The organism is Mesorhizobium sp. ISC25, assembly GCF_042295465.1.
GTDB lineage: Bacteria > Pseudomonadota > Alphaproteobacteria > Rhizobiales > Rhizobiaceae > Mesorhizobium.
In genome coordinates this window covers 3,718,294-3,744,467 of the sequence record NZ_CP135441.1, presented here as the reverse complement: position 1 = coordinate 3,744,467, position 26,174 = coordinate 3,718,294, and the positions used below count along the sequence as shown (strand labels likewise).

The following is a 26,174-nucleotide window of genomic DNA, read 5'->3' as shown; positions in this document are numbered from 1 at the left end:
GCAAAGCGCTGGACGTCAGCCTCTATTGGAAAACCCGCTCTATTTCACTCATCGTCAACGTATCGTCAGACTTTTTGCAGTACCAGACGATCAGCGCGATGGTGCCGATGGGGAATAATCCCGCAAGGAGCTGATGCCAACCGCTTCTGTTGATGTCATGCAGTCGGCGAGTGGTCATGGCAAGTGTCGGCAGAAGGACGGCAAGATTCCAAAGAGATGAGATAATTTCATTATTCACAACAGCATCAGCTATCACCGCAACGACAGAGACAATGAAAATGAAAAGGTAGGAATACCAGAACTCCGAGCGACTGGCTCTGCCCGAAAAAGTCACATAATTTCCGAAAAAGCTTGAAATAGCTTCCGTAAAATTCATCGGGGGCGGTATGTCTCCGAAGCGATTGGAGCCAGCTGGCGCTGGTCTTAAAACAAATACCAATGGCAGGCCGATTAAGACCAAAACTATCAGCCAGTGCCATATAGAGAAACTACCCATTATTCCCCCCAATCACAGTTTCCCCGAAGATATTAGTCTTCGGCCTATCCCCGCCAAGAATCAATCCAGGATTGCGCCCGACAGGAAATTTACACCGCAAAATATCGATGTAAATACCGAACTTTTGGCTGAACACTCCAGTAATTCCGAGCGATAATCATATAATCAACAGATGTTAAAACGCTTCGCTTCAAAACGGTACCATGCGACGCGCTTTACGCTTTGTTGCTTCAGTTCACACCCTTCGGCACATTTTCTGGCGGCACGGTGTCGACCACCTTCTGGCGGTGGAAGATGAACAGGCCGGCCAGCACGACGATGGCCGAGCCGATCAGGATGCGCGGCCCAGGCACATCGCCGAAGAAGGCGAGGCCGAAGACCACTGCCCACAACAGCAGGCTGTAATGCAGCGGCGCCAAGGTCGAGGCCGGCGCCAGCTTCAATGCCCTGGTGATCATCAGATGCGCGCCGCAGGAGACGATGCCGAGAAGCAGCATGGCGCCGAAATCGAGCAAGGACGGCGTCTTCCAACTGCCGATGGTCAGCGCCGCGCCGATCAGCAGGGTGCCGATGGTTTGCCAGGTGACAAGCGAAGTGTCGCTGGTGCCGCGCAGCCGCCGATTGAGGATGATGGCGAAGGCGAATGAAATGCTGCCGGCGAGCGCGAACATCGACGACAGCGAGAACGCGGCCGAAGACGGCTTCAGCATGATCAGCACGCCGCAGAAACCGACCAGGATAGCCGCCCAGCGGCGCCAGCCGACCCTTTCGCCGAGCAGGAAGTGCGACAGCGCCGCCACATAGATCGGCCCGGCCATGTAAAAGCTCATCACGTCGGCGAGCGGCAGATAGACGACCGCCGCGTAGAACAGCGCCGTGTCGAGCGTCGTCATCACCACGCGCAGCAGCTGCAGCTCCGGCCGCTCCATGCGAAACAGCTTGGCCGCACCCTGATGAGCAATCATCGGCCCGAGTATGAAAAACGCGCCGATCGAGCGGATCAGCACGACCTGGCCGACGGAAAAACTGGCGACCAGCCACTTGCCCATAGCGTCGTTCAGCGCAAACAGGAAATCGCCGGCGAGCATCAGCAGGATACCGGCCAGCAGCACGTTCCTGATCGTTGAGTTCTGGGCTGCGGGCTGCGCCATTCCGTTACCGGTTCCTCGCCGTGGGTACGGTGACCCGCGTCGTAGTCGCTAGCAGCGGCCGTGACGAGGCAGAAATCGAGAATTCGGTAAGACCAGCGCCGGAAATCGGCTGGACTAAGCGTGGCGCCGGTTCACCGTGCCCGGCCTTCCGGCGATCGAAAGCCGAGTGTCCTGCCGGCTCCGCTCGGCCACCACCTTGCCCCTGGCAATGACGCAGAGACGCTCGGGGCGCAGGCGCAGCGCCTCGACCGGATTGCCGGCATCGAGAACGACCAGGCTGGCGCGCTTGCCGACGGCAAGGCCAAGGTGGTCGAGGCCCATGATGGCGGCATTGACGTTGGTGACCATGTCGAAACAGCGCGCCATCTCGGCCGGGCTCGACATCTGCGCGACATGCAGGCCCATAAAGGCGACGTCGAGCATGTCTGCCGTGCCCAGCGAATACCAGGGGTCGAGCACGCAATCCTGGCCCCAGCCGACGCGGATCCCGTGCGCCAGCATTTCGTTGACCCGCGTCAGGCCGCGGCGCTTGGGAAAGGTGTCGTGGCGGCCCTGCAGCATGATGTTGATCAGCGGATTGGGGATCGCCGAAACGCCGGCCTCGGCAATCAGCGGCAACAGCTTCGAGACGTAGTAATTATCCATCGAATGCATCGAGGTCAGGTGCGAGCCGGCCACTCTGCCCTGCAATCCCAGACGTTGCGTCTCATAGGCAAGCTGCTCGATGTGGCGCGACAGCGGATCGTCAGTCTCGTCGCAATGCAGGTCGACCATCAGGCCGCGCTCGGCCGCGATCTCGCAGAGCTCGGTGACGGAGCGCGTGCCGTCGGCCATGGTGCGTTCGAAATGCGGGATGCCGCCGACGACATCGACGCCCAGGTTGAGCGCGCGGACGGTGTTCTGGTGCGCTGTCGGCGAGCGATAGAGCCCGTCCTGTGGGAAGGCGACCAGCTGCAGGTCGATATAAGGGGCAACGGTCTTTTTCACGTCGAGCAGCGCTTCGACCGCCAACAGGCGGTCATCGCAAACATCGACATGGGTGCGGATGGCGAGCAGGCCCATCGACACCGCCCAGTCGCAATAGGCAAGCGCGCGGTCGCGCACTGCCTCGTGGGTCAGAAGCGGCTTCAGCTCGCCCCACAGCGAAATGCCTTCAAGCAGCGTGCCCGAGACATTGATGCGCGGAATGCCGAGCGAAAGCGTGGCGTCCATATGGAAATGCGGATCGACGAAGGGCGGCGAGACCAGATTGCCATGGGCATCGATCGCCGTGCCGGCGCTGACGTTCAGCTCGGGTTCTATCGCTGTGATCGTTTCGCCGACGATACCGATATCGGCAATCCTGCCGTCGGGCAGCGTACCCCCGCGCACCACAAGGTCGAAATCCATCTATCGCCACCTCGTTGAAGAATGATGCCTATTCCGGCACGTACCGCACCGCCCCCTTGGCGGCACTTGTCGCCATCGCCGCATAGGCGCGCAAGGCCGTCGTTACCTTGCGCTTGCGCTTTTCCTCGGGCTTCCAGGCGGCCGTTCCCCTGGCCTCCATCGCCGCGCGGCGGGCGGCGAGTTCGGCGTCGTCGACGGCCAGCCGGATGGTGCGGTTGGGGATATCAATCTCGATCGTGTCGCCTTCCATGACCAGCCCGATCAGCCCGCCTTCAGCCGCTTCCGGCGAGACGTGGCCGATCGACAGGCCGGAGGTGCCGCCGGAAAAACGCCCGTCGGTGATCAGTGCGCAGGCTTTGCCGAGGCCCTTCGATTTGAGATAGCTGGTCGGATAGAGCATTTCCTGCATGCCGGGGCCGCCGCGTGGCCCTTCATAGCGGATGACGACGACATCGCCGGCATTGATCTCGTTCGACAGGATTGCCTTGACGCTGGCCTCCTGGCTTTCGAACACTCTTGCCGGACCGGTGAATTTCAGGATCGATTCATCGACGCCGGCGGTCTTCACGATGCAGCCGTCGAGCGCCAGATTGCCTTTCAGTACGGCAAGGCCGCCATCCCTTGAGAAAGGATGTTCGGCCGAGCGGATAGCACCTTTCTCGCGGTCGAGATCAAGATCGTCCCAGCGGCGGTCCTGGCTGAAGGCGACCTGCGTCGGCACGCCGCCGGGTGCCGCGAGGAAGAAATCGCGGACGTTTTGGCTGGTGGTGCGCGAAATATCCCAATGGTCGAGTGCTTCGGCGAGGCTCGCGGTATGCACCGTCGGCAGGTCGCGGTTGATCAGCCCGGCGCTATCCAACTGGCCGAGGATCGCCATGATGCCGCCGGCGCGATGGACGTCCTCCATATGGACGTCGGCCTTGGCCGGAGCCACCTTGCAAAGCACCGGCACCCGCCGCGACAGCCGGTCGATGTCTTCCATGGTGAAGTCGACCTCGCCCTCATGCGCTGCGGCAAGGATATGCAGCACCGTGTTGGTCGAGCCGCCCATGGCGATGTCGAGCGTCATGGCGTTCTCGAAGGCGCCCTTCGAGGCGATGCTGCGCGGCAGCGCCGTGTCGTCGTCCTGCTCGTAATAGCGCTGGGCAAGATCGACGATCAGGTGGCCGGCCTCGACGAACAGGCGCTTGCGGTCGGCATGCGTCGCCAGCGTCGAGCCGTTGCCGGGCAGCGACAGGCCGAGCGCCTCGGTCAGGCAGTTCATCGAATTGGCGGTAAACATGCCCGAGCAGGAGCCGCAGGTCGGGCAGGCCGAGCGCTCGATGGTTTTAACGTCCTCGTCGGAGATCTTGTCGTCGGCGGCCGCCACCATGGCGTCGACCAGATCAAGCGCCTGGGGCTTGCCGGCGAGCACCACCTTGCCGGCTTCCATCGGCCCGCCGGAGACGAAGACGGTCGGGATGTTGAGGCGCAGCGACGCCATCAGCATGCCCGGCGTGATCTTGTCGCAATTCGAGATGCAGACCATCCCATCGGCGCAATGCGCGTTGACCATGTATTCGACCGAGTCGGCGATCAATTCGCGCGACGGCAGCGAATAGAGCATGCCATCATGGCCCATGGCGATGCCGTCATCAACGGCGATGGTGTTGAACTCCTTGGCGACGCCGCCGGCTTTTTCGATCTCGCGGGCAACCAGCTGGCCGAGATCCTTCAAATGGACATGGCCCGGCACGAACTGGGTGAAGGAATTGACCACGGCGATGATCGGCTTGCCGAAATCCGAATCCTTCATCCCGGTGGCGCGCCACAGGCCGCGGGCGCCGGCCATGTTGCGGCCATGGGTGGTGGTGCGGGAACGGTAGGCGGGCATTGAACTGTCCTTGCTGTCTGCGTCGCGCCAAAGGCGCGGAAAACCGGAATTGAGCCGCAGGCCTTATAGACGCCACGCTCAGGTCTGGCCACAATTTTGCGCTGCGCCAGGGAGCGGAACGAGCGGCCAGCCAAAGACGCAGCTAGTCCAGGCGTAAAAAAGTCAGAAGTGCTGTCGGATCGTGTTTTGCTCGAGCGTCCTTGGGCAGACGGCAGGGAGGGGCATCAATCGCCAGCCAGCCGTTTCACGAGTGAAAGCAAAACAAAACCAGCCCGAGGAGCAAGAGAATGCAAAAGATCACCACCTGCCTGTGGTTCGACGACCAGGCCGAGGAGGCCATGAACCATTACGTCTCCATCTTCAAGAACTCGAAGGTGCTGAGCGTGATGCGCTGGCCCAAGGGCAGCGGCGATCGTGAGGGCAAGGTGCTGATGGTCTCATTCGAGCTCGACGGCGTTCAGTTCCAGGCGCTCAACGGCGGCCCGCAATTCAAGTTCACCCAGGCAGTCTCGCTCTCCATCGACTGCAAGACGCAGGAAGAGGTCGACTATTTCTGGGACAGGCTTATCGCGGGCGGTGGCGAGCCCAGCCAGTGCAGCTGGCTGAAGGACAAATTCGGCCTCTCCTGGCAGGTCGTTCCCGAGCAGCTGCCCAAGCTGCTGCTGGACCCCGACAGGGAAAAGGCCGGCCGCGTGATGCAGGCGATGATGCAGATGACCAAGATCGACATCGCCAAGATCGAAGAGGCAGCCAAGGGGTGAACAATTGCCCAAGTCAGCGCCGCCCCTCATCGCCCTGCCGGGCACTTCTCCCCGTATAGTGACGGGGAGAAGGGGACCGTCCACAACCTCAGCGTGCATCCTGCAGCGCTGGGCATTGGCGAAACCATCGATGAGAGCCCCCCTTCTCCCCGTCGCTATACGGGGAGAGGATGCCGGCAGGCAGGTGAGGGGCAGCACTGACGCCGGACTGTTTAGGGACGAAATTCAACCTTTAAGCGATTGCCTTGGAGATACTGCATCAAGCCGCTCTGTCGCGGACCTGATAATCCTTGACCGCCGCGAAGCGGATCGCCTTCCAGCGCTCGGCCTCGTAGTTGAGCGAGAAGGCGTGCTGGGCGAGGAACACCGGATCGTTGTCGAGGTCGCGGGCAATGTCGCCGCGATGCGCCTCGATGAAGCGCTGGAGCTCGGCCCTGTCGTCGGCCGATATCCAGCGGCAGACGGAAAAGCGCGACAGCTCGAAATCGACCGGCAGTGTGTATTCGAAGTTCAGCCGCTCTTTCAGGACGTCGAGCTGCAGGGCGCCGACGACGCCGACGATGGCCGGCGAGCCGTCCTCCGGCGAGAACAATTGCACGACGCCTTCCTCGGCCATCTGGTGCAGCGCTTCCTTGAGCTTCTTGGCCTTCATCGCGTCGCCGAGGCGAACGCGACGCAGGATTTCCGGCGCGAAATTCGGCACGCCGCGAAACAGGATCTCCTCGCCCTCGGTCAGCGTGTCGCCGATGCGCAGCGTGCCGTGGTTGGGGATGCCGACGACATCGCCGGCGAATGCCTCGTCGGCGGTGACGCGGGTGCGGGCGAAGAAGAATTGCGGCGCCGACAGGCTCATCGGCTTTCCCGTGCGCACCAGCTTGGCCTTCATGCCGCGCTCGAGCTTGCCAGAGCAGACGCGGACGAAGGCGATGCGGTCGCGGTGGTTGGGGTCCATATTGGCCTGGATCTTGAAGACGAAGGAGGTCATCTTGTCCTCAGTCGCCTCGACCTTGCGGCTGTCGGCCTCCTGCGCGCGCGGCGGCGGCCCATAGGCGCCGAGCGCCTCGATCAGGTCGCGCACGCCGTAATTGCGCAGCGCCGAGCCGAAATAGACCGGGGTCAGATGGCCTTCGCGAAAAGCTTCCAGGTCGAGCGGGCGGCAGGCCTCGCGCGCCAGCTCCAGCTCCTCGATGAAAGCCTCGCGCTCGTTCTCCGGCAACAGGCCGGCAACGCGGTTGGAATCGGGACCGTTGACCGGGGTGCGCTCCTTCTCGGCGTCGCCCTTGCGCACCGCGTTCAGCGCCAGATGGTAGGTGCCGGAAAAGGTCTTGCCGCGGCCGATCGGCCAGGTGATCGGTGCGGTGTCGAGCGCCAGCTTCTGCTCGATCTCGTCGAGGATGTCGAACGGATCACGGCTTTCGCGGTCCATCTTGTTGACGAAGGTGATGATCGGGATATCGCGCAGCCGGCAGACCTCGAACAGTTTTAGCGTACGCGGTTCGATGCCTTTTGCTGCGTCGATGACCATGACGGCGCTGTCGACCGCCGACAGCGTGCGATAGGTGTCGTCGGCGAAATCCTCGTGGCCGGGCGTGTCGAGCAGGTTGAAGACGGTGTCCTCATATTCGAAGGTCATCACCGAGGTGACCACCGAAATGCCGCGCTCGCGCTCGATCTTCATCCAGTCCGACCGGGTCTGGATGCGGTCCTTCTTGGCTTTGACCTCGCCGGCAAGCTGGATGGCGCCGCCGAACAAAAGCAGCTTTTCGGTGAGCGTGGTCTTGCCGGCGTCGGGGTGGGCAATGATCGCGAAAGTGCGGCGGCGCGATACCGCTTCTGTAATCATTTCGGACATTTTTCAGGATTTCCGTGTGAGGCCGGGCTTCTAGCAGCGGAGTGCAGTGCTGTCGACCTCTCCGGCCGCCGCAGCCGCCGGTTCACGTCCCGTCAGGCCGGTTCGGCCGCATGGCTCTGGGAGGCCACCTCGGGAATCCACTCGGCAATTGCGGCGCCGATCCTGTCGGCATGGTCCTCCTGCAGATAGTGCGCGCCGGGTCCGAGATCGATCAACCGGCAGTTCTTCAGGCCCGCCGCGAATTCCCGTGCCGCCTGCGGCGAGACGAGGGCGCCAGGATCGCCTGAGAAAAGCAGCTTCGGGTAGGAGGAAAGCCGGAGCGCCCGATGGTCGTTCTCGCTGATGGCGGCGACATCGGCGGGCTGGCCTTCGATCGGGAGTTCGCGCGGCAGCCGCAGGATCGGCTTGCGCGATTGCCGCGTCGAGAATGGCGCCCGGTACGCGGCCATTTCTTCATCGCTCATGGTGCGCAGCACAGCGGCCGGCAGCACTTTTTCGATGAAGACGTTGTCTTCCAGGACAAGCTTCTCACCGACGCCAGGCGTGCGCATTGCCTTGAACAATTCGCGCGCCTGCGGACGCTGGTGGAAATCGTCCCAGCTCTCGAAGGGGCGGATGAATTCCATGAAGGCGAGGCCGAGGGTCCGCTGCGGCCGCCGTGCGGCGAGATGGAAGGCGAGCGCGGTGCCCCAGTCCTGCGCGACGACCACCATGTCGGTGATGCCAAGTGTCTCGATGAAAGCGTCGAGATAGCGGACGTGGTCGAAGAAGCGATAGTCGATGTCCGGCTTGCCGGATTGGCCATAGCCGATCAGGTCGGGCGCGATGCAGCGGCCGCACGGCGCCACATGCGGGATGATGTTGCGCCAGATGTAGGACGACGTCGGGTTGCCGTGCAGGAAGAGCACAGTCGGACCGGCCGTGCCTGCCTCGACATAGGAGATGGTGGAATCGAGTACCGCGACTTGCGAGCGCGGCAACATTGTGCGGGATTGCTGCTTTTCGAGTTTAGGGTTCATCGGATCAGCTCCTTTTTGCGAAGACTGTTTTGAAAACGATGTTCTTGAAACGCTCGAGCGGTTCGGGACTGCGCTCCACCTTCATGCGCAGCATCGCGCCTTGCCAGGAACTCAAAAGGAAATCGGCGAGATCCTCGGCATCGAACGCGTCGGTGATATCGCCGGCCGCCTGGCCCTCGGCGATGCACTCGGCGAAGGGCTTGCGCCAGCGTTCGAAAATGGCGACGAGTTGCAGCCTCAGCGCCTCGCTGTGAGCCGCCGTCTCGAGGCTGAGATTGCCGATCATGCAGCCCCGTGCCCAATCATGCGCCTCCAGTTTCGACGTGATGATTTCGAGATAGCGGCGCAAGCGCCCGACCGGGGGCGTGCCGTCCCGGGCGAGGGCCTGCTCCACCAAACCGCTCACATAGGCGAAATAGCGATCCAGCACCTCGCCGGTGAACGCCTCCTTGGATGCAAAATGATTGGTGAAGGACCCCGGGCGGGCATCGGCCGCGGCGACGATGTCGCGCACACCGGCGGCCGAATAGCCGGAATTCCAGATGGTTTTGAAACCGGCGTCGAGAAGTTTTTCGCGAAGTGAATGTCTGGCCATATCGAAACAATACGTACGTACGTATTAAAGTCAAGAGGCATATTTGATACCGCGCGCTCTTGGCAGAACCCACGGGCAATGGCATCGCAGTGGTGGCGCTGGAACGAGGAGTGAAGCATGACAGCGGCGAAAGAAGTCATCGTCATCGGCGCCGGCATCATCGGCGCCTCCATCGCCTGGCACCTGACGAGGGCCGGAGCAAAGGTGACGGTCATTGCCGGCAGCGGCGCCGGCGGCGTCGCGACACCGAATTCCTTTGCCTGGATCAATGCCAGCTGGGGCAATCCGGAGGTCTATTTCCGCCTGCGCATTCGGTCGATGGCCGAATGGACGCGATTGGCGAACGAGGTGCCCGGCATCCCGTTGCAATGGTGCGGTGGTTTGTGCTGGGACCTGCCCACAGCCGAACTCGAGGCCTATGCCGCCGAACACTCCTCATGGGGCTATGGCATCGAGCGTGTCGATCGCGCCGGGGCGGCGCGCATCGAGCCTAGCGTAGTCGAACTTCCCGCTTTCGCCCTTTACATCGCCGAGGAAGGTGTCGCCGAGCCGGTCGCCGCCACGCAAGCACTGCTGACCGACGCCGAACGGCGCGGCGCGCGGCTGCTGACGGGAGTCACCGCGACCTCGCTTGTGCAGGGCAACGGCAGGATGGCCGGCGTCGATACATCCGGCGGGCGGATTGCTGCCGACGAGGTGGTGATCGCGGCCGGAGCCGGCTCTCCGGCACTAGCGGCAACAGCCGGGATAGAACTGCCGATCGAGACGCCACCCGGCCTGATCGTGCATTCGCGCCCTTACGAAAAGCTGCTCAACGGGCTGGTGATCGGCGACCGCCTGCATATGCGCCAGACGGCGGAAGGCCGCATCATCGCCGGCTCGGATTTCGGCGGCGCCGATCCCGGCATGGATGCCGCGGCCACCGCCCACGACCTGTTTGCGGCGATGAAGGCGATGCTGCGCGGCGCGGACGAGCTGGAACTCGATTTCCACACCATTGGCTACCGGCCGACGCCGGTCGATGGCTTTCCAATCATCGGCCGCGCCGAAGGCGTGCGCGGCGTCTACGTCGCGGTCATGCATTCCGGCATCACGCTGGCCCCGGCCGTCGGTCTGTTCGCCGCCCGCGAAGTCCTCGACGGCGAGCGCGATCCGCTGCTTGATCCCTACGGACCGGGGCGGTTTACTCAATAACCGGGCGGGCGGCGAAAGCCGCCGGTTAGCGGCTCGATTGCCCTGCCGATCCCGAGCAGGCGCGACTCCGACCAGCGTTTGCCAACAAGCTGTAGTCCGATGGGCAGGCCATTACTGTCCTGTCCGCAGGGCAGCGACAGTGCCGGATGGCCGCTGTAATTGAACACCGCACCATAGGCCGGCAGCATCCAGTAGCTTTGCTCGCTGCCGTCGACCTCGATCGGCGTTCCCGGCTCGCAATGCGGAAAGGCGGTGACCATGGCGACGGGGCACAGCAAGGCGTCGCAGCCGTCGAAGAACCGTTCCCACGCCAGGATGGAGCGGTCGCGGCGGGCGAGCGCCTCGAACCAGCGCGAGACCGGGGTCGGCTTTTCCGGCGGTTCGGGCTGCGCCGCCTCCAGCATCATGCCGATCAGGACGCCGCCCTGCTTCAGGTCGTCGTGCAGGTCGAACTCCGGCAATTTAGCTTCCTCGACGATGGCGCCCGCGGCCTGAAGCTCTTTTGCCAGGCTTTCGACCGCCGCGCTGATCTCGCCGGCCACCGGCAAGCCTGGAAAGGACGGCGCGACGGCAATACGCAAATTCCTGAGATCCAGCTCCGGCGTGGTTTCGACCGGTACCGGCGCAAGGTCGGTATCGCTTCCATCCGGCCCGGCAATGAGGCCGTAGATCAGCGCCAGGTCCTCGACGCTGCGCGCCATCGGTCCGAGGCAGGAGATCAGCCGTACGCTGCGCGGCGCCCCGCCTGGATCGGGGAAGGCGCCGGCGAGCGAGACGCGGTGCTCGGTTGGCTTGAGGCCGTAGACGCCGCAAAAGGCAGCGGGCAGCCGGATCGAATCCTGCATGTCGGTGCCGACCTCGAAAGACGTCATTCCGGTGCTGAGCGCCGCCGCCGCACCGCCACTGGAGCCGCCGGCGGTGCGCTGGAGATTCCAGGGATTGCCGGTGCGGCCGAACAGCGGATTGCTCGACTGCCAGTCACCTAGCATTGTCGCCACGTTCGTCTTGCCCACCAGTATGCCGCCTGCCGCCTTCAGCCGGGCAACGACCGGACTGTCTGCCCTAGGGGCATAGTCGGCGAAGGCCGGGAAGCCGACGGTGGTTCTCATGCCAGCGGTTTCGTGCGTGTCCTTCAGTGTGAACGGCAGGCCATGCAGCGGCCCAAGTGCCTGGCCGCGCGCCTGTGCTTCGTCGGCCTTGCCGGCGCGTTGCCGCGCACAGTCCCGATCGAGGATTACGACGGCGTTAACCGCCTCATTGTGCCTGTCGATCTGCGCCAGGTGCTCGTTCAGCACCTCTATTGCGGAAACCGTACGGTCGCGGATGGCCGCGGCCAGTTTGGTGGTCGAGGAAAAGACGATATCCATGGTGAATGCTCCGGGCTATCGCGCCGCGCTCCTCAAAATGGCGGATTGCGGCGCGGCTTCAAGCCTGGCTCGGCATTTCGACGACGGCGGCGCTTGATCGGGATTGCGCTGCCGGGATCCGTTGAGGGTCGGCGCTGTCCAGCGGCCTCGCCGCGATCGGCACCTCCACGGCTTACCGTCCCCTGTTATGCGTCCGCTCGTAAAGCTCACGGATGATGCCGCTTGCCGTGGTCTCGAACAGAAACGGCAAGAAAGCATGAATGAGCGCGGCAAAGGCCGCCATGAACAATCGCGACGAGAACCATGCGGCGAAAGCCATATGGCCGAAATAGCTCTCGCCGACCGCGGCCGGGTGAGAGGTGAAAAGTCTTGCGAGCCGTGCTGTCATGTCGATCCCTCCTGCCGGCATGAAGAGCCGGCAATGAATATCCTGCCACGGCTATTCGGTTGATCGGTCTCAAATTGTCCTTGTCTCAAGCCAAGTTTTGGGACAAACATCCCACATGCTGCCGGAAATCGACGAAATAGACCGGAGACTGCTGGCCGAGCTGCAACGCGACGGCACGCTGTCCGTCGACCAGCTCTCGGCAAGAATATCGCTGTCGCGCAATGCCTGCTGGCGCCGGGTCAAGCGGCTGGAGGAGGACGGCGTCATCACCGGCCGGGTGGCGCTGGTCGATGCCGACAAGCTTGGGCTCGGCCTTTCCGTGTTCATCCTGATCCGCACCTCGAACCACGATCCGGACTGGCTGCAAAGATTCCGGGCGGCGGTGACCGGCTTTGCCGAGATCACCGGCGCCTACCGCATGTCCGGCGATCTTGACTATGTCCTGCGCGCCCGCGTCGCCGACGTCAAAGCCTACGACCGGCTCTATCAGCGGCTAATCGCCAAGGTGGCGCTATCGGACGTTTCGGCCTCCTTCGTCATGGAGGAGATCAAGGAGACCACGGTCGTTCCGATGGAACTGCGCTGAAGCGGAACTGTGCTGAAAGAAAGCCGTTGATAGCATTGCCGCCGAGTTGACTGAACCGGCGTTCGCGACGATAGGATCAGCCTCATGCGCGCAGCACTTTATCCTACCTCCGTGATCGGTCCGGCTGTCGGCTTCGTCAGGCTGCCGCATGGCGAGGGATTGCCGCTTCCTGCCTATGAGAGCTCGGGCGCCGCCGGCATGGACCTGCGCGCCGCCGTCCCGGATGACAGGCCGCTCTTGATTCTGCCGGGAAAGCGCGCGCTGGTGCCGACCGGGCTGGTCCTGGAAATTCCCGAGGGCGTCGAAGGCCAGGTCCGGCCGCGTTCCGGTCTTGCCTTCAAGCACGGGCTCACCTGCCTCAATACGCCGGGCACCATCGACAGCGACTACCGCGGCGAGGTCAAGGTGCTGCTGATCAATCTCGGCGACGAGGATTTCGCGGTAACGCGCGGCATGCGGATCGCCCAGATCGTCTTCGCCCCGGTGACGCGGGCGACCGTCGAGGAGCGCACATTGGCCGGCGGTACAACGCGCGGCTCGGGCGGCTTCGGATCGACCGGCACGGCCTGATGAAAATCCCCAAGCTCGTCATCTTCGATTGCGACGGGGTTCTGGTCGATACCGAGAACCTGGCCAATCGGCGCCTCGCCGAGTGGCTGACCGCGGCCGGCTTTCCGGCCAGCTTCGAATATTGCCGCAAGAATTTTTCCGGCCGCAGCATGGTCTCGGTGCAGAAGGAAGTCGAGGCGACCGGCGTCAGCCTCGGCGCCGATTTCGTCGAGCGCTGGAACGCCGGCCTGCCGGACCTGTTCGTGCATGGCGTCGAGGCCATCCCGTACGTTCGCGAGTTTATCGAAACCGTACACGCCGCCGGCATCGCCACCTGCGTCGCCTCGTCGGCACGGGTGTCCAAAATGCACATCACGCTCGGCCAGACCGGGCTGCTGCCGCTGTTCGAGCATGCGCTGTTCAGCTCGACGATGGTGTCGCGCGGCAAGCCGTTCCCCGATCTCTTCCTGCATGCGGCAGCGACGATGGGCTTCGCGCCCGCCGACTGCATCGTCATCGAGGACAGCGTCGCCGGCACGGCAGCCGGCATCGCCGCCGGCATGCGCGTCTATTCCTACCACGGCGACCCGCTTTCCGACCGTGACGGACTGAGCGAAGCCGGCGGCATCCTGTTCGACGACATGCGCGAACTGGCCGGGCTGGTGCCGATCCACTGATCGCCTTTGCGCAGGCTGCATGCGCACCCGGTCTCAGACCGGGCGTGGGGCTCCAAGTACTCGGTCGACCGTGTCGCGTATGAGACTGCGCAGATTGGCCGGCCTGTCGAGATGACTGACGACAAGGAGGCCGTCCGCCGCCACCGTTAGCGCGTCCGCGGTGCGGTCCGGATCAGGATTTGCGTCCGCGATCAGCAACTCCTTGAGAATGCCCCACTTCCAGTGACGATGCTGGTCGATCGCCTCGCGAACCGGGCTCCTCGGGTCGGGATATTCGGCAGCGGCGTTCTGAAACGGGCAGCCGCGATAGCCCGGCTGATCCGCCGCATCGGCGATGAGATCGAATGTGGCAAGCATCATCTGGCGAGGTGGCCGCCGGCCAAGTCTCGCGATTGCCGCCCGTCCCCCCTTGCTGAGCTCCTCGATGTAGGCGCGGACGAGATCGTCCTTGGCCGCGAAGTGATGATAGAACGTCGCCTTGGCAACGCCGGCCTCGGCGATGATGCGGTCGATGCCGACTGCGCGCACCCCCTCCAGAGAAAACAGCGCGGTCGCCGTATCGAGGATGCGACGGCGCGCAAGACTTTCGGGACGATCGTTGATTCGGGCTGCGGACATGCCTTGACTGTATAGCAGACAGGTCTGTATACATCCACATGTAGACAGACAGGTCTACCTACAAATCGAGGAAAAGCGAACATGGCTTCGATATTCAGGGAAATCATCGTAGATGCTTCACCGGAAAGCGTATGGGCGACGGTGGGCGACTTCGCCGGCGGCGCCCAACGGATAGCCCCAGGCGTTTTTGTCGACTGCCGCGTGGATGAGGGCGACGTACGGGCCCTTACTTTCGCCGACGGCAAGATCGTGCGAGAGCGGCTCATCGCGCGCGACGAGCGGAACCGGCGGATCGTGTGGGGATGGCTCGGCGACGAAGTTACCCATGATAATACCTCCATGCAGGTCTTTGCCGCGGGCGAGGGCCGGAGCCGCCTGGTCTGGATCCACGACACCCTGCCCGACGAACTCGGCGCGTGGCTCGCAGCCGCCATGGATCAGCTGGTGACGGTTTTCCAGCAGAACCTGGCGACCGAAGCCAAACCAACATAGTGACGCAACGCCAGGTGTTTCCTCTTGGCCGCAAAATGCTCTAGCTTGCGCGCCCGAGATAACGAGCGTGCGCATGACCTTCCCCCTGCTTCGTTTCCTCCTTGCCTGCCTGCTGCTCCCTTGTCTCTGGACGACGGCCAGCGCAGAGGCCGTCAGCTTCCCGGAGCTCGGCAGCGCTGTCCCCGGCCACGGCGATGTCACCTATCTCGATCTTGCCAGGATGGTCATTCCCGATCTGGCCGCGGACAAGGACGGCTTTTTCCGGGGTTCGATGCCGATCGAGATGCGTCACATCGCTGGACCGGATTACGGCGGCTCGCCGCCGGCGACGTCGGGTCTTTCCAATGCCGGCGTGCTCGGCATCAAGGCCGGCGGCAAGGAGCGGCTGGCCATGCTGTTCGACCTTGGCGACTCGCCTGACAGTGCCGAGGGCTATGCCGTGCTGGCGCTCTACGACATCATCGGCAAGCCGGCGCTGCTCGACGCGGTCAATGTCGCCGTCGACCGCATCACCTATCTTCGCGATCCGGGCAAGCTGCCGATCGGGCCTGGTGACGACGCCATCATCAGCATGAGCATGCATTTCAATTCGAGCCAGGGCTATGGGATCACGCCGCTGATCATGGTCCGTAACGACAGGTTCGAGCTGATCGACATGATCTATACGTTCGACGAAAACCTCTGCACTCATAGGAGGACGCAAAATGCGGCCTTCCAGGCGATCGCCGACGGCCAGCCCTATGCAGCCATCAAGGTCACGGTGACCGACGCGACGCTGCCGGGAGAAGAAAGCTGCGACGGCCAGCCGCCGCCAGAGGCGTCTTCGCGCGACATTTCCGTCACCTACCATTGGGACAAAAACGCTTCGCGCTACGTCAAGGATTCCGACGCGCTGGACCGATTGGCAGATGAGAACGCCAAACGCTTCTGAGCCAACCGCATTTGTTTGCCCGGCGCCTTCCGCCGGGCTAGAATTTGCCTCACATTCTGCACTGGAGGGGAGCATCCATGGACAAGGGCAAGATTTTTCGCGACCTGCATGCCTCGATCTTCGTCATGGCCAATTCCTGGGACGTCGGCACGACCAAGCTTTTGGCCTCGTTCGGCTTCAAGGCGCTGGCCACGACCAGCGCCGGCTTTGCCTTTTCGCGTGGCCTGCCCGATGGCGCGGTGACGTTCGAGGCAATGATCCATCATTGCCGTGAAGTGTCGGCGGCGACCGGGTTGCCGGTTTCGGCCGACCTCGAAAAGGGCAAGGGCGACAGCGCGACAAGTGCCGGCGAAACCATCTTCGCCGCCGAGGCGGCAGGCCTCGCCGGCTGCTCGATCGAGGACCATACCGGCGAGCCCGACAAGCCGATCTATGATTTTGCGCATGCCGTCGAGCGCGTCGCGGCGGCGGCGGAAGCGGCACGGGCGCTGAAACGCGATTTCGTCTTCACCGCGCGGGCCGAGAATTTCCTGTGGGGCAAGCCCGACCTCGACGATACGATCAAGCGGCTGCAGGCCTTCGAGAAAGCCGGCGCCGACGTGCTCTATGCACCGGGGCTGGGCGACATCGAGATGGTTCGAACCGTCTGCTCCGCGCTGACCAAGCCGGTCAACGTCATGGCCAAGCCCGGCTTCACCATCGCCGATCTGGCCATGGCGGGGGTAAAACGCGTCTCGCTCGGCCCATGGCTCACCAATTTCGCCTTTGGCATGCTGGAGACCGCGGCGCGCGAGATCCAGCAGGACGGCACCTTCGGCTTCACCCGCGCCGCCATGCCGTTCGGCAAGCTGCAGGCGCTATTTGCCAAGCCCGGCGAATGACCCTCACCGTCGTGGACATGCACACCGGCGGCGAGCCGCTGCGGATCGTCACCGGCGGCTATCCCAATATTCCCAAGGGCACGATCCTCGAAAAGCGTGCCTATGTGCGCGACCATCTCGATCATCTCAGAAAGATCCTGATGTTCGAGCCGCGCGGCCATTACGACATGTATGGCGCGCTGCTGGTGGAGCCCGACCTGCCGGGCGCCGACCTCGCGGTGCTGTTCATGCACAATGAGGGCTATTCGACGATGTGCGGCCACGCCATCGTCGCGCTCGGCCGCTACGCCGTCGACGAGCGGCTGGTGGCGCCACGCGAGCCGCTGACGACCGTCAATATCGAGGCGCCATGCGGGCTGGTCTCCGCTTCTGTCGAAGTAAGGAATGGCAAGGCCGGTGCGGTGTCCTTCGAAAGCGTGCCGGCGTTTCTGTTCGCCCGCGACCAGCGGATCGAACTGCCGGGCTATGGTGCGGTCGGCTTTGACATCGCCTATGGCGGCGCCTTCTATGCGCTCGCCGACTGCCGCCAGTTCGGGCTGGAATTCGGCAGGAATCGGGTGCGCGATTTCGTCGATGCAGCGACGGCGCTGACCAATAGGCTCAAGGCCGAATTTCCGCTGTCGCATCCCGACCATGCCGATCTCGCCTTTCTCTACGGCACAATCCTGACCGACGGACAGGATGCGTTCTCCGATACGCCGACCAAAAACATTTGCGTTTTCGCCGAGGCCGAGGTCGACCGTTCGCCGACCGGCTCGGGCGTCACCGCGCGGCTGGCGGCCATGCATGCCAAGGGCGACATCGCGATCGGGCAGGCACGGACCTTCGAGAGCATCGCCGGCTCGCGCTTTTCCGGTGCGATCGTACGCACGGCCACAGCCGGGCCGCATGACGCCATCATCGCCCGCGTCGGCGGCCGCGCCTATTACTCAGGGCGAGCCGAATTCATCGTCGAGGACGACGACGAGCTGGGGCGCGGCTTTCTGCTGCGCTAGCTCCTTTCCCGCGCCGAGATCGCCTTGTGCAGATGCACCATCATGGCGGCGGCGAATAGCGGCGTCAAAAGGTTGAGCAGCGGCACGGCGAGGAAGGCCGCGACGACCAGCCCGGCCAGGAACACGGTGACCGCGTGCTTTCTGCGCAGCGCCTTGGCCTCGGCCTCCGGGCGAAAGCGCATGGCGGCGAACTCGAAGAACTCGCGCCCGAGCAGATAGCCGTTGACGATGAAGAAAGCGGCGATGTTGATGCCCGGCACCAGCAGAAGCAGCAGGGCGACGATATTGCCGAGGATGACGACGCCGAAGAAGCGGATCGCCAGCACCAGCGAGCGCAGCGCCGGCACGGCGCGGCCGGGCGGATCGTTGGGATAGTCGGTGCGCTCGACCGTCTCGGCGACGTCGTCGAGGAACAGGCCGGCAATGATCGCCGTCACCGGCGCGATAAAAAGCGCCAGCCCCAGTGCAAGGCCGATGCCGGCGACGACGGCGCCCACCCATCCGGCCCAGGAGGGAAGGGCGGGCAGCCATGCATCGATCCACGGCCAGGCCAGCCATTCGAACAGCCCCTTGATCCCGAACCACAGCGCCGCCAGCGCCAGCAAGGTCAGCCCCAGCGTCTTCACGAACACGGAACGGAATTCGGGCGAGAACAGCCGGCTCAAGGCGGCGCGGGCGGCATCGAGGATCACGGCGTTTCCAATTCCCTGTCAAACATGCCCGTGGCTGATATCTCCGGAATAGGCGGAGACAGGGCAGGCCGCAAGCGCCCTAGCGCGCGACCTTCGCCTGGGGAATGGTCATGGCCGCCACGCCGATGACGACCAGGGCCATTCCCCACCACGCGTTCGGGGCAAGGCTTTCGCCAAGGAACACGGCTCCGATAGCGACGCCGATCGGCACCCGCAGATAGGCCTGCGAGGTGGTGCCGACGGAGCCTAGTGTGTGCAGGAGGCGGAAATAGATTGAGAAGGCCAGCGCGGTCGAAAACACCGAAAGCCCGAGCAGCGCAAGGACCGAAGCTGTCGATGGCGCCAGGGTCCATGGCCTGTCGAACGCAAGGCTCAACGGGATCAGCATCGCGGCGCCGCAGAGCATCGAACCGGCGGCCGGCACCATCGGGTCGAGCCCCCTGAAGCCGCGGCCGAAAACGGCAGCGCCTGCATAGCAGATCGTCGCCGCGACCACGGCAAGTTGCGGCAACAATTGCTGTCCGAGGCCGCCTAGCGCCGGGGCGCCGACAACGAGGCATATTCCGGCTATTCCCGCCGCGACGCCGAACAGCTTGCGCATGGTCGCCGGTTCGTGGCGGGTGATGAGGGCGGTCAGCAGAAAGGTGAAGATCGGCGAGGTCGCATTGAGGATCGTGGCCAGCCCGGCGTCCAGCGAGCGCTCGGCCGAAGCGATCAGCGTGAACGGCACGACGCTGTTGAGGCATGCCTGGAATGCAAACCGGCGCCAGCTTGCGGCGTCACCCGGCAAGGCCAGCCCGCGCCAGCGGATCAGGGCGAACAGGATGCCACCCGCGATCAGGGTTCGCGCGGCGATCAGCGTCACCGGCGGGATCGTCGCGACGCCGATCTTGATGAAGCTGTAGGATGCGCCCCACAGCACCGCCAATACGACGAGCAGCACCAGCTCGATCCTCGTGTCGGTTTTCATGGACATGGCCGGCGGGAACCTCTGGGCATCGCTCATCTCGGCCCTGCTTGTAAGCCAGGCACGCGGGAAATGCTTCGGCCGCCATCCAACGATGGTCGCTATGCCGACATTCGTCGGATCGCCGCATTGGCGACTAGGCAAAGCCGCATCAAACCGCTAGACCCGCCCGCGCCCGGCGTGGCAGAAAGCCGGTGGTTTTTTGGCGGAGACATGAATTGATGCCGGACTATGACGTGCTTTGTATCGGAAATGCCATCGTCGACATCATCGCCCAGTGCGACGAGGCGTTCCTGGAGACCAACGGCATCATCAAGGGGGCGATGAATTTGATCGACACGAGGCGCGCCGAACTGCTCTACAGCCGCATGGGCCCGGCCATTGAAGCCTCGGGCGGCAGCGCCGGCAACACGGCGGCGGGCGTCGCCTCCTTCGGCGGTCGCGCCGCCTTCTTCGGCAAGGTCTCCAACGACGCGCTCGGCGAAATCTATGCGCATGACATCCATGCCCAGGGCGTCGCCTTCGACACCAGGCCGCTCAACGGCGAACCGCCGACGGCGCGCTCGATGATCTTCGTCACGCCGGACGGCGAGCGCTCGATGAACACCTATCTCGGCGCTTGCATCGAGCTCGGCCCGGAGGACGTCGAGGCCGACAAGGCGTCGGGCGCCGCGGTCACCTATTTCGAGGGCTATCTATGGGACCCGCCGCGCGCCAAGGAAGCGATCCGGCAGACGGCCAAGCTCGCCCACGCCGCCGGGCGCGAAGTGTCGATGACATTGTCGGACTCGTTCTGCGTCGACCGCTACCGCGACGAGTTCCTCGACCTGATGCGCTCCGGCACCGTCGATATCGTCTTTGCCAACAGCCACGAGATCAAGTCGCTCTACCAGACCGCGTCCTTCGACGAGGCGCTGGCGCAGATCCGCAAGGATTGCAAGATCGCCGCCGTCACCCGCTCGGAAAAGGGCTCGGTCATCGTCCGCGGCGACGAGACCGTCACCATCGAGGCGACCAGGATCCGCGAACTGGTCGACACGACCGGCGCCGGCGACCTCTACGCCGCCGGCTTCCTTTACGGCTACACGCAAGGCCGCAGCCTGAAGCAGTGCGGCGATCTCGGCTCGCTAGCGGCCGGACTGGTCATCCAGCAAATCGGCCCAAGGCCAAGGCAGAATCTGCGCCGCGAGGCCGAACAGGCGGGATTGCTGTAGCAGCACCTCTTTCCTTCTCCCCTTGTGGGAGAAGGTGGATCGGCGTGCAGCGCCGAGACGGTTGAGGGGTGTTGGACGGAGTGCCGCCGGGCTAAGCTGGAACACCCTCATCCGACCGAGCTTCGCTCGGCCACCTTCTCCCACAAGGGGAGAAGGAAAGGGCGCTGCCGTAGACCGCTCCTCAAGCCCCCGCGCTATACGCCGCAATCGCCGCCATATTCACGATATCCGAATCCTTGGCGTTCAGCGAGACGATCTGAACCGGCTTGTTCAGGCCGACCAGCAGCGGGCCGATGACGGTCGAGCCGCCGAGCTCCTGCAGCATCTTGGTCGAGATCGAGGCCGAGTGGAAGGCCGGCATGACTAGCACGTTGGCCGGGCCGGTCAGCCTGATGAACGGGTACTGCGCCATGGCGCGGGCGTTGAGTGCCACGTCGGCGGCCATCTCGCCGTCATACTCGAAATCGACGCGGCGCTTGTCGAGGATGCGCACCGCTTCCTGGACGCGCTCGGAGCGTTCACCCTGCGGATGGCCGAAGGTCGAATAGGCGAGCATGGCGAGCCTCGGCTCGTAGCCCATGCGGCGGGCGAAGCCGGCGGCCTCCTCGGCGATGTCGGCGATCTGTTCGGCATTCGGCATGTCGTGCACGGCGGTGTCGGCGACAAGCACGGTGCGACCCCGCGCGAGCACGATCGATACGCCGATGACGCAGTGGCCGGGCCTTGCGTCGATGACGCGGCGGATATCGTCGAGCGCCGTCGAATAGTTGCGGGTGACGCCGGTGACGATGCCGTCGGCATCGCCCAGCGCCACCATGCAGGCGGCGAAATGGTTGCGGTCGTTGTTGATCAGCCGCTGGCAGTCGCGGAACAGGAAGCCTTTGCGCTGCATGCGCTCGTAGAGATAGTCGGTGTAGACGGAGTTGCGCCGCGACAGCCGCGCATTGATGATCTCGATGCCTTGCTTGCCGAGGTCGATGCCGGCGTTCCTGGCGTTTTCCTTGATGATGTCGTCGCGGCCGAGCAGGATGGCGGTGCCGAGCCGCTGGTTCACATAGGAGACGGCGGCGCGCATCACCTGCTCCTCCTCGCCCTCGGCAAAGACGATGCGCTTGGGCTGGCGGCGCACCCGGTCGTAGATGCGCTGCAGCGTCGAAGCGATCGGGTCGCGGCGGGCGGAAAGCTCCTGCGCGTAGCGATCGAGATCGAGGATCGGCTTGCGCGCGACGCCGGAGTCCATCGCCGCCTTGGCGACCGCGATCGGGATCGCCGATATCAGCCGCGGATCGAACGGCACCGGGATGATGTAGTTGGGGCCGAATTTCGGCCGGTTGCCCTGGTAGGCGGCGGCGACGTCGTCGGGCACGTCCTGGCGCGCCAGCTCCGCCAGCGCCCGGGCGGCGGCGATCTTCATGTCGTCGTTGATGGTGGTCGCCCGCACATCGAGCGCGCCGCGGAAGATGTAGGGGAAGCCAAGCACGTTGTTGACCTGGTTCGGGTAGTCGGACCGTCCCGTCGCCATGATGGCGTCGGTGCGGATCTCGGCGACCTCCTCCGGCGTGATCTCGGGGTCGGGATTGGCCATGGCGAAGATGATCGGGTTTTTGGCCATCGACTGCACCATCCTGGTGGTCAGCGTGCCCTTGGCCGAGAGGCCGAGGAACACGTCGGCGCCGTCCAGCGCCTCGGCCAGCGAGCGCGCGCCGGTTTTCACGGCGTGCGCCGACTTCCACTGGTTCATGCCTTCGGTGCGGCCCTGGAAGACGACGCCCTTGGTGTCGCAAAGGATGATATTTTCGGGCGCAAAGCCCATCGCCTTCATCAATTCGATGCAGGCGATGCCGGCAGCACCGGCGCCGTTGCAGACCATTTTCGTGGTCTTCATGTCGCGGCCGGTGATTTCCAGCGCGTTGATCAGGCCGGCGGCCGAGATGATGGCGGTGCCGTGCTGGTCGTCATGGAAGACCGGGATGTCCATCAGCTCGCGCAGCCGCTGCTCGATGATGAAGCATTCCGGCGCCTTGATGTCCTCGAGGTTGATGCCGCCGAAAGAGGGCCCGAGAAAGCGCACGCAGTTGATGAATTCTTCGGCATCCTCGGTGTCGACCTCGAGGTCGATGGAATCGACATCAGCGAAGCGCTTGAACAGCACCGCCTTGCCTTCCATCACCGGTTTCGAGGCCAGCGCGCCGAGGTTGCCGAGGCCGAGGATGGCGGTGCCGTTGGAGATGACGGCGACCATGTTGCCGCGAACCGTGTAGTCGAAGGCGCGGCTCGGGTCCTCGGCGATGGCGAGAACCGGCACGGCGACGCCCGGCGAATAGGCAAGGCTGAGATCGCGCTGCGTCGCCATTGGTTTTGTAGCGACGATCTCCAGCTTGCCGGGGCGGCCCATGGCATGGAATTCCAATGCCTCCTGGGCGCTGACGGAAGGCCCGTTGCTTTCGGTTTTCTTGGCCATGGTACTTTTGGTTTCCTCGCCCGTACGGCCCCGCTTGAGATGGGTGCGCATGCTTTCTTTTGTGGAAGGTTCGGGATTAAGGCTACACTTCGCCGCTGTAAACCGCCAAGCATGGCTTGCAAAATTTTGGAAGCAGCTTCTTGAACGACGAGACGCCCATTCGAAGCGACAACGCCACCCCGGCCTTCGCGCCGGCGACGCCGATGATGGAGCAGTATATCGAGATCAAGGCGGCGAACCCGGATTCGCTGCTGTTCTATCGCATGGGCGATTTCTACGAGCTGTTCTTCGACGATGCCGAGAAGGCAAGCCGGGCGCTCGGCATCGTGCTGACCAAGCGCGGCAAGCACCAGGGGCTCGACATCCCGATGTGCGGCGTGCCGGTGCACGCCGCCGACGATTATCTGCAGAAGCTGATCGGCCAGGGGTTCCGCGTCGCCGTCTGCGAGCAGATCGAGGATCCGGCCGAGGCCAAGAAGCGCGGCGGCAAATCGGTGGTGCGCCGCGACGTGGTGCGGCTGGTCACCCCCGGCACCATCACCGAAGACAAACTGCTGGCGCCATCGGAATCGAGTTTTCTGATGGCGCTGGGACGGGTCAAGGGCGGCGCCGAGCATTCCTTTGCCTTGGCCTGGATCGAGATCTCGACCGGTGTCTTCCGCGTCGCCGAGACCACCGCCGACCGGCTGCTCGCCGATGTCTTCCGTGTCGATCCGCGCGAGCTGATCGTCGCCGAACCGGTGTTTTACGACCCGGAGCTGAAACCGGTGTTCGACGTGCTCGGCCGCGTCGCCAGCCCGCAGCCGCCGTCGCTGTTCGATTCGGCTTCAGCCGCTGGCCGCATCGCCCGCTTCTTCGAGGTGGCGACGCCGGATAGTTTCGGCACGTTTTCGCGCGCCGAGCTGTCGGCGATCTCGGGCATCATCGCCTATGTCGAGAAGACGCAGAAGGCCGAGCGGCCGCCGCTGTCGCGGCCGCAGCGCGAGGAGCAGGGCTCGACGCTGTTCATCGACCCCGCGACGCGCGCCAATCTGGAGCTGCTGCGCACGCTGTCCGGCAGCCGCGAAGGGTCGCTGTTCAAGGCGATCGACCGCACGGTGACCGGTGGCGGCGCAAGGCTGCTCGCCGACCGGCTGATGGCGCCGCTGACCGACCCGGCGGCAATCGCAGCAAGGCTGGACTCGGTGTCGTTCTTCCGCTCCGAAACGCGCCTCTGCCAGGCGGTGCGGGCAAGCCTGAAGAGCGTCGCCGACATGCCGCGCGCGCTGTCCAGGCTTGCGCTCAACCGCGGCGGCCCGCGCGACCTCGGCGCGCTGCGCGCCGGTTTCGAAGCGGCCGGCGCCATCGCCGAACTGTTCGGCCAAACCGCCTTGCCGGGCGAACTGACCGCGGCGTTGGGAGCTATCAAGGCACTGCCCGGCGCACTGGCGGCGCATCTGGCGCAGGCGCTCAGCGACGAGCTGCCGTTGCTCAAGCGCGACGGCGGCTTCGTCCGTTCCGGCTACCACGCCGAACTCGACGAGATGCGGGCACTGCGCGACGAGTCGCGAAAAGTGATCGCCGGGCTGGAGCGCTCGCTGATCGACGAGACCGGCATCCGCTCGCTGAAGATCAGGCACAACAATGTGCTCGGCTATTACATCGAGGTCACCGCCAACCACCATGCGCTGATGACCGGCAGCGACGGCGCCAAGGCGCGCTTCATCCATCGCCAGACCATGGCCAACGCCATGCGCTTCACCACCACGGAACTCGCAGAACTGGAAACCAAGATCGCCAACGCCGCCGACCGGGCGCTGGCGATCGAGCTTGCCGCTTTCGAGGCGCTGACGGCGGAAGTGGTCGGCCAGGCCGACGCGATCCGTGCCGGCGCCGAAGCGCTCGCCGTGCTCGACGTTTCGGCCGCACTTGCCTTGCTTTCCGGAAGCGAGGCCTGGTGCCGGCCGCTGGTCGATGGGAGCCTTGCCTTCGAGATTGCCGGCGGACGCCATCCGGTGGTCGAACAGGCGCGGCGGCGTTCCGGCGAAGGCCCGTTCGTCGCCAATGATTGCGATCTGTCGCCGCAAGGCGATGCCAAGGCCGGCGCGATCTGGCTGCTGACCGGCCCCAATATGGGCGGCAAGTCGACCTTCCTCAGGCAGAACGCGTTGATTGCCATCCTCGCCCAGACCGGCTCCTTCGTGCCGGCCGCATCAGCCCATATCGGCGTCGTCGACCGGCTGTTTTCGCGGGTTGGCGCCTCCGACGACCTGGCGCGCGGCCGCTCGACCTTCATGGTCGAGATGGTCGAGACGGCGGCGATCCTCAACCAGGCCGGCGAACGCGCACTGGTCATCCTCGACGAGATCGGCCGCGGCACCGCCACCTTCGACGGCCTGTCGATCGCCTGGGCGGCGGTCGAATATTTGCACGAGAAAAACCGCTGCCGGGCGATCTTCGCCACGCATTTCCACGAGATGACGGCGCTGGCCGGAAAACTGCCGCGGCTCTCCAACGTCACCATGCGGGTCAAGGAATGGGAGGGCGACGTGGTCTTTCTGCACGAGGTCGGCAAGGGTGCCGCCGACCGTTCCTACGGCGTCCAGGTAGCGCGGCTGGCCGGCCTGCCGGAAGCCGTCGTCGGCCGGGCCAAGGAAGTGCTGCACCAGCTTGAAGCAGGCGAGGTCTCGGGCAAGGCCAACCGCCTGGTCGACGACCTGCCGCTGTTTTCCGTGGCGGCGAAGCGGGAAGCGTTGAAGCCGGCGAAGAGTGATGGGCTGGGCGCGGCGCTGAGCGCGATCAACCCCGACGAGATGACGCCACGCGAGGCGCTGGAGGCGCTGTACCGGTTGAAGGGGATGCTGGGGAAGTAGTGCTCGTCCGATAGCGCTCTACGGCGCCCCCCTCTGTCCTGCCGGACATCTCCCCCTCAAGGGGGGAGATTGGCAGTTTCGCTTACAGCGCTTTTTCCTTCGACGTTCGAAGTTGGCGAAAGCCGATGCGAGATCCAATCTCCCCCCTTGAGGGGGAGATGTCCGGCAGGACAG

General features: G+C 64.2%; 24 protein-coding genes. 11 read left to right on the top strand and 13 right to left on the bottom strand.

Annotated elements, in window-relative coordinates; translation table 11 throughout:
- Positions 1 to 22: 22 nt before the first annotated feature.
- The 4 genes from RQ479_RS18575 to ilvD form a co-directional block, all read right to left on the bottom strand.
- Positions 23 to 496, bottom strand: a complete 474-nt coding sequence (locus RQ479_RS18575) for a DUF805 domain-containing protein (protein ID WP_352464320.1) — start codon at positions 494 to 496, stop codon at positions 23 to 25.
- A gap of 230 nt (positions 497 to 726) precedes the next feature.
- Positions 727 to 1,647 (bottom strand): DMT family transporter, encoded by a 921-nt coding sequence (locus RQ479_RS18570; protein ID WP_376702135.1) that lies wholly within the window; start codon positions 1,645 to 1,647, stop codon positions 727 to 729.
- 114 nt (positions 1,648 to 1,761) lie between these two features.
- On the bottom strand, positions 1,762 to 3,036 hold the full coding sequence (locus RQ479_RS18565; RefSeq protein ID WP_376702134.1) for an amidohydrolase family protein: 1,275 nt from the start codon (positions 3,034 to 3,036) through the stop codon (positions 1,762 to 1,764).
- Positions 3,037 to 3,064: 28 nt separating this feature from the next.
- On the bottom strand, positions 3,065 to 4,909 hold the full coding sequence (ilvD, locus tag RQ479_RS18560) for a dihydroxy-acid dehydratase (RefSeq protein WP_376702133.1): 1,845 nt from the start codon (positions 4,907 to 4,909) through the stop codon (positions 3,065 to 3,067).
- A gap of 287 nt (positions 4,910 to 5,196) precedes the next feature.
- On the opposite strand from ilvD, the gene RQ479_RS18555 reads away from it, so the two are divergent.
- The gene (locus tag RQ479_RS18555; protein ID WP_376702132.1) at positions 5,197 to 5,670 is read left to right on the top strand and encodes a VOC family protein; all 474 of its coding nucleotides are present in this window, start codon (positions 5,197 to 5,199) and stop codon (positions 5,668 to 5,670) included.
- Positions 5,671 to 5,929: 259 nt separating this feature from the next.
- Here RQ479_RS18555 and RQ479_RS18550 read toward each other — a convergent pair whose 3' ends face one another.
- The 3 genes from RQ479_RS18550 to RQ479_RS18540 all read right to left on the bottom strand — a co-directional run bounded on the left by RQ479_RS18550 (position 5,930) and on the right by RQ479_RS18540 (position 9,136).
- Complete coding sequence (locus tag RQ479_RS18550; RefSeq protein WP_376702131.1) at positions 5,930 to 7,522, bottom strand: peptide chain release factor 3; 1,593 nt, start codon at positions 7,520 to 7,522, stop codon at positions 5,930 to 5,932.
- Positions 7,523 to 7,614: 92 nt separating this feature from the next.
- Entirely contained in the window at positions 7,615 to 8,541 is a 927-nt protein-coding gene (locus RQ479_RS18545) for a haloalkane dehalogenase (RefSeq protein ID WP_376702130.1), read from the bottom strand.
- 4 nt (positions 8,542 to 8,545) lie between these two features.
- Positions 8,546 to 9,136, bottom strand: coding sequence for a TetR family transcriptional regulator C-terminal domain-containing protein (locus tag RQ479_RS18540; RefSeq protein WP_376702129.1), 591 nt, complete (start codon positions 9,134 to 9,136; stop codon positions 8,546 to 8,548).
- A 117-nt stretch (positions 9,137 to 9,253) separates the two neighbouring features.
- Between RQ479_RS18540 and RQ479_RS18535 the strand changes: the two genes are divergently transcribed.
- On the top strand, positions 9,254 to 10,330 hold the full coding sequence (locus tag RQ479_RS18535) for an NAD(P)/FAD-dependent oxidoreductase (protein WP_376702128.1): 1,077 nt from the start codon (positions 9,254 to 9,256) through the stop codon (positions 10,328 to 10,330).
- On the opposite strand, the gene RQ479_RS18530 is transcribed toward RQ479_RS18535, so the two are convergent.
- Entirely contained in the window at positions 10,324 to 11,697 is a 1,374-nt protein-coding gene (locus RQ479_RS18530; protein WP_376702127.1) for an amidase, read from the bottom strand. The genes RQ479_RS18535 and RQ479_RS18530 overlap by 7 nt on opposite strands.
- Before the next feature lie 172 nt (positions 11,698 to 11,869).
- A complete protein-coding gene (locus tag RQ479_RS18525; RefSeq protein WP_023717932.1) occupies positions 11,870 to 12,085 on the bottom strand; it encodes a DUF6356 family protein in 216 nt (71 codons plus the stop codon).
- Positions 12,086 to 12,200: 115 nt separating this feature from the next.
- On the opposite strand from RQ479_RS18525, the gene RQ479_RS18520 reads away from it, so the two are divergent.
- The 3 genes from RQ479_RS18520 (at position 12,201) to RQ479_RS18510 (ending at position 13,897) form a co-directional block, all read left to right on the top strand.
- Positions 12,201 to 12,671 (top strand): Lrp/AsnC family transcriptional regulator, encoded by a 471-nt coding sequence (locus RQ479_RS18520; protein WP_376702126.1) that lies wholly within the window; start codon positions 12,201 to 12,203, stop codon positions 12,669 to 12,671.
- A gap of 84 nt (positions 12,672 to 12,755) precedes the next feature.
- Positions 12,756 to 13,241 (top strand): dUTP diphosphatase, encoded by a 486-nt coding sequence (dut, locus tag RQ479_RS18515; protein ID WP_376702125.1) that lies wholly within the window; start codon positions 12,756 to 12,758, stop codon positions 13,239 to 13,241.
- Positions 13,241 to 13,897, top strand: coding sequence for an HAD family hydrolase (locus tag RQ479_RS18510; RefSeq protein WP_376702124.1), 657 nt, complete (start codon positions 13,241 to 13,243; stop codon positions 13,895 to 13,897). Before dut ends, RQ479_RS18510 begins: the two co-directional genes overlap by 1 nt.
- Positions 13,898 to 13,930: 33 nt before the next feature.
- On the opposite strand, the gene RQ479_RS18505 is transcribed toward RQ479_RS18510, so the two are convergent.
- Positions 13,931 to 14,515: a TetR/AcrR family transcriptional regulator gene (locus RQ479_RS18505; protein WP_376702123.1), complete on the bottom strand. Its 585-nt coding sequence runs from the start codon at positions 14,513 to 14,515 to the stop codon at positions 13,931 to 13,933.
- Positions 14,516 to 14,596: 81 nt separating this feature from the next.
- Between RQ479_RS18505 and RQ479_RS18500 the strand changes: the two genes are divergently transcribed.
- The 4 genes from RQ479_RS18500 to RQ479_RS18485 all read left to right on the top strand — a co-directional run bounded on the left by RQ479_RS18500 (position 14,597) and on the right by RQ479_RS18485 (position 17,814).
- Positions 14,597 to 15,007, top strand: a complete 411-nt coding sequence (locus tag RQ479_RS18500) for an SRPBCC family protein (RefSeq protein ID WP_376702122.1) — start codon at positions 14,597 to 14,599, stop codon at positions 15,005 to 15,007.
- Between the two features lie 73 nt (positions 15,008 to 15,080).
- Positions 15,081 to 15,938: a hypothetical protein gene (locus tag RQ479_RS18495; RefSeq protein ID WP_376702121.1), complete on the top strand. Its 858-nt coding sequence runs from the start codon at positions 15,081 to 15,083 to the stop codon at positions 15,936 to 15,938.
- Between the two features lie 77 nt (positions 15,939 to 16,015).
- Positions 16,016 to 16,819 carry an isocitrate lyase/phosphoenolpyruvate mutase family protein gene (locus RQ479_RS18490; RefSeq protein ID WP_376702120.1) on the top strand — a complete coding sequence of 268 codons (804 nt, stop codon included), beginning with the start codon at positions 16,016 to 16,018 and terminating at the stop codon, positions 16,817 to 16,819.
- The gene (locus tag RQ479_RS18485) at positions 16,816 to 17,814 is read left to right on the top strand and encodes a proline racemase family protein (protein WP_376702119.1); all 999 of its coding nucleotides are present in this window, start codon (positions 16,816 to 16,818) and stop codon (positions 17,812 to 17,814) included. The genes RQ479_RS18490 and RQ479_RS18485 overlap by 4 nt, the downstream gene beginning before the upstream one ends.
- Here the strand turns inward: RQ479_RS18485 and RQ479_RS18480 are convergent.
- Together RQ479_RS18480 and RQ479_RS18475 are read right to left on the bottom strand one after the other, a co-directional pair.
- Complete coding sequence (locus RQ479_RS18480; RefSeq protein WP_376702118.1) at positions 17,811 to 18,506, bottom strand: sulfate transporter family protein; 696 nt, start codon at positions 18,504 to 18,506, stop codon at positions 17,811 to 17,813. The genes RQ479_RS18485 and RQ479_RS18480 overlap by 4 nt on opposite strands.
- 79 nt (positions 18,507 to 18,585) lie before the next feature.
- Complete coding sequence (locus RQ479_RS18475) at positions 18,586 to 19,476, bottom strand: DMT family transporter (protein ID WP_376702117.1); 891 nt, start codon at positions 19,474 to 19,476, stop codon at positions 18,586 to 18,588.
- A 218-nt stretch (positions 19,477 to 19,694) separates the two neighbouring features.
- Between RQ479_RS18475 and RQ479_RS18470 the strand changes: the two genes are divergently transcribed.
- Complete coding sequence (locus RQ479_RS18470; RefSeq protein WP_352464283.1) at positions 19,695 to 20,687, top strand: adenosine kinase; 993 nt, start codon at positions 19,695 to 19,697, stop codon at positions 20,685 to 20,687.
- 181 nt (positions 20,688 to 20,868) lie between these two features.
- On the opposite strand, the gene RQ479_RS18465 is transcribed toward RQ479_RS18470, so the two are convergent.
- Positions 20,869 to 23,148, bottom strand: a complete 2,280-nt coding sequence (locus RQ479_RS18465) for an NADP-dependent malic enzyme (protein WP_376702116.1) — start codon at positions 23,146 to 23,148, stop codon at positions 20,869 to 20,871.
- Positions 23,149 to 23,351: 203 nt separating this feature from the next.
- Between RQ479_RS18465 and mutS the strand changes: the two genes are divergently transcribed.
- Positions 23,352 to 26,000, top strand: a complete 2,649-nt coding sequence (gene mutS / locus RQ479_RS18460) for a DNA mismatch repair protein MutS (protein WP_376705970.1) — start codon at positions 23,352 to 23,354, stop codon at positions 25,998 to 26,000.
- The last annotated feature ends 174 nt before the right edge of the window (positions 26,001 to 26,174 follow it).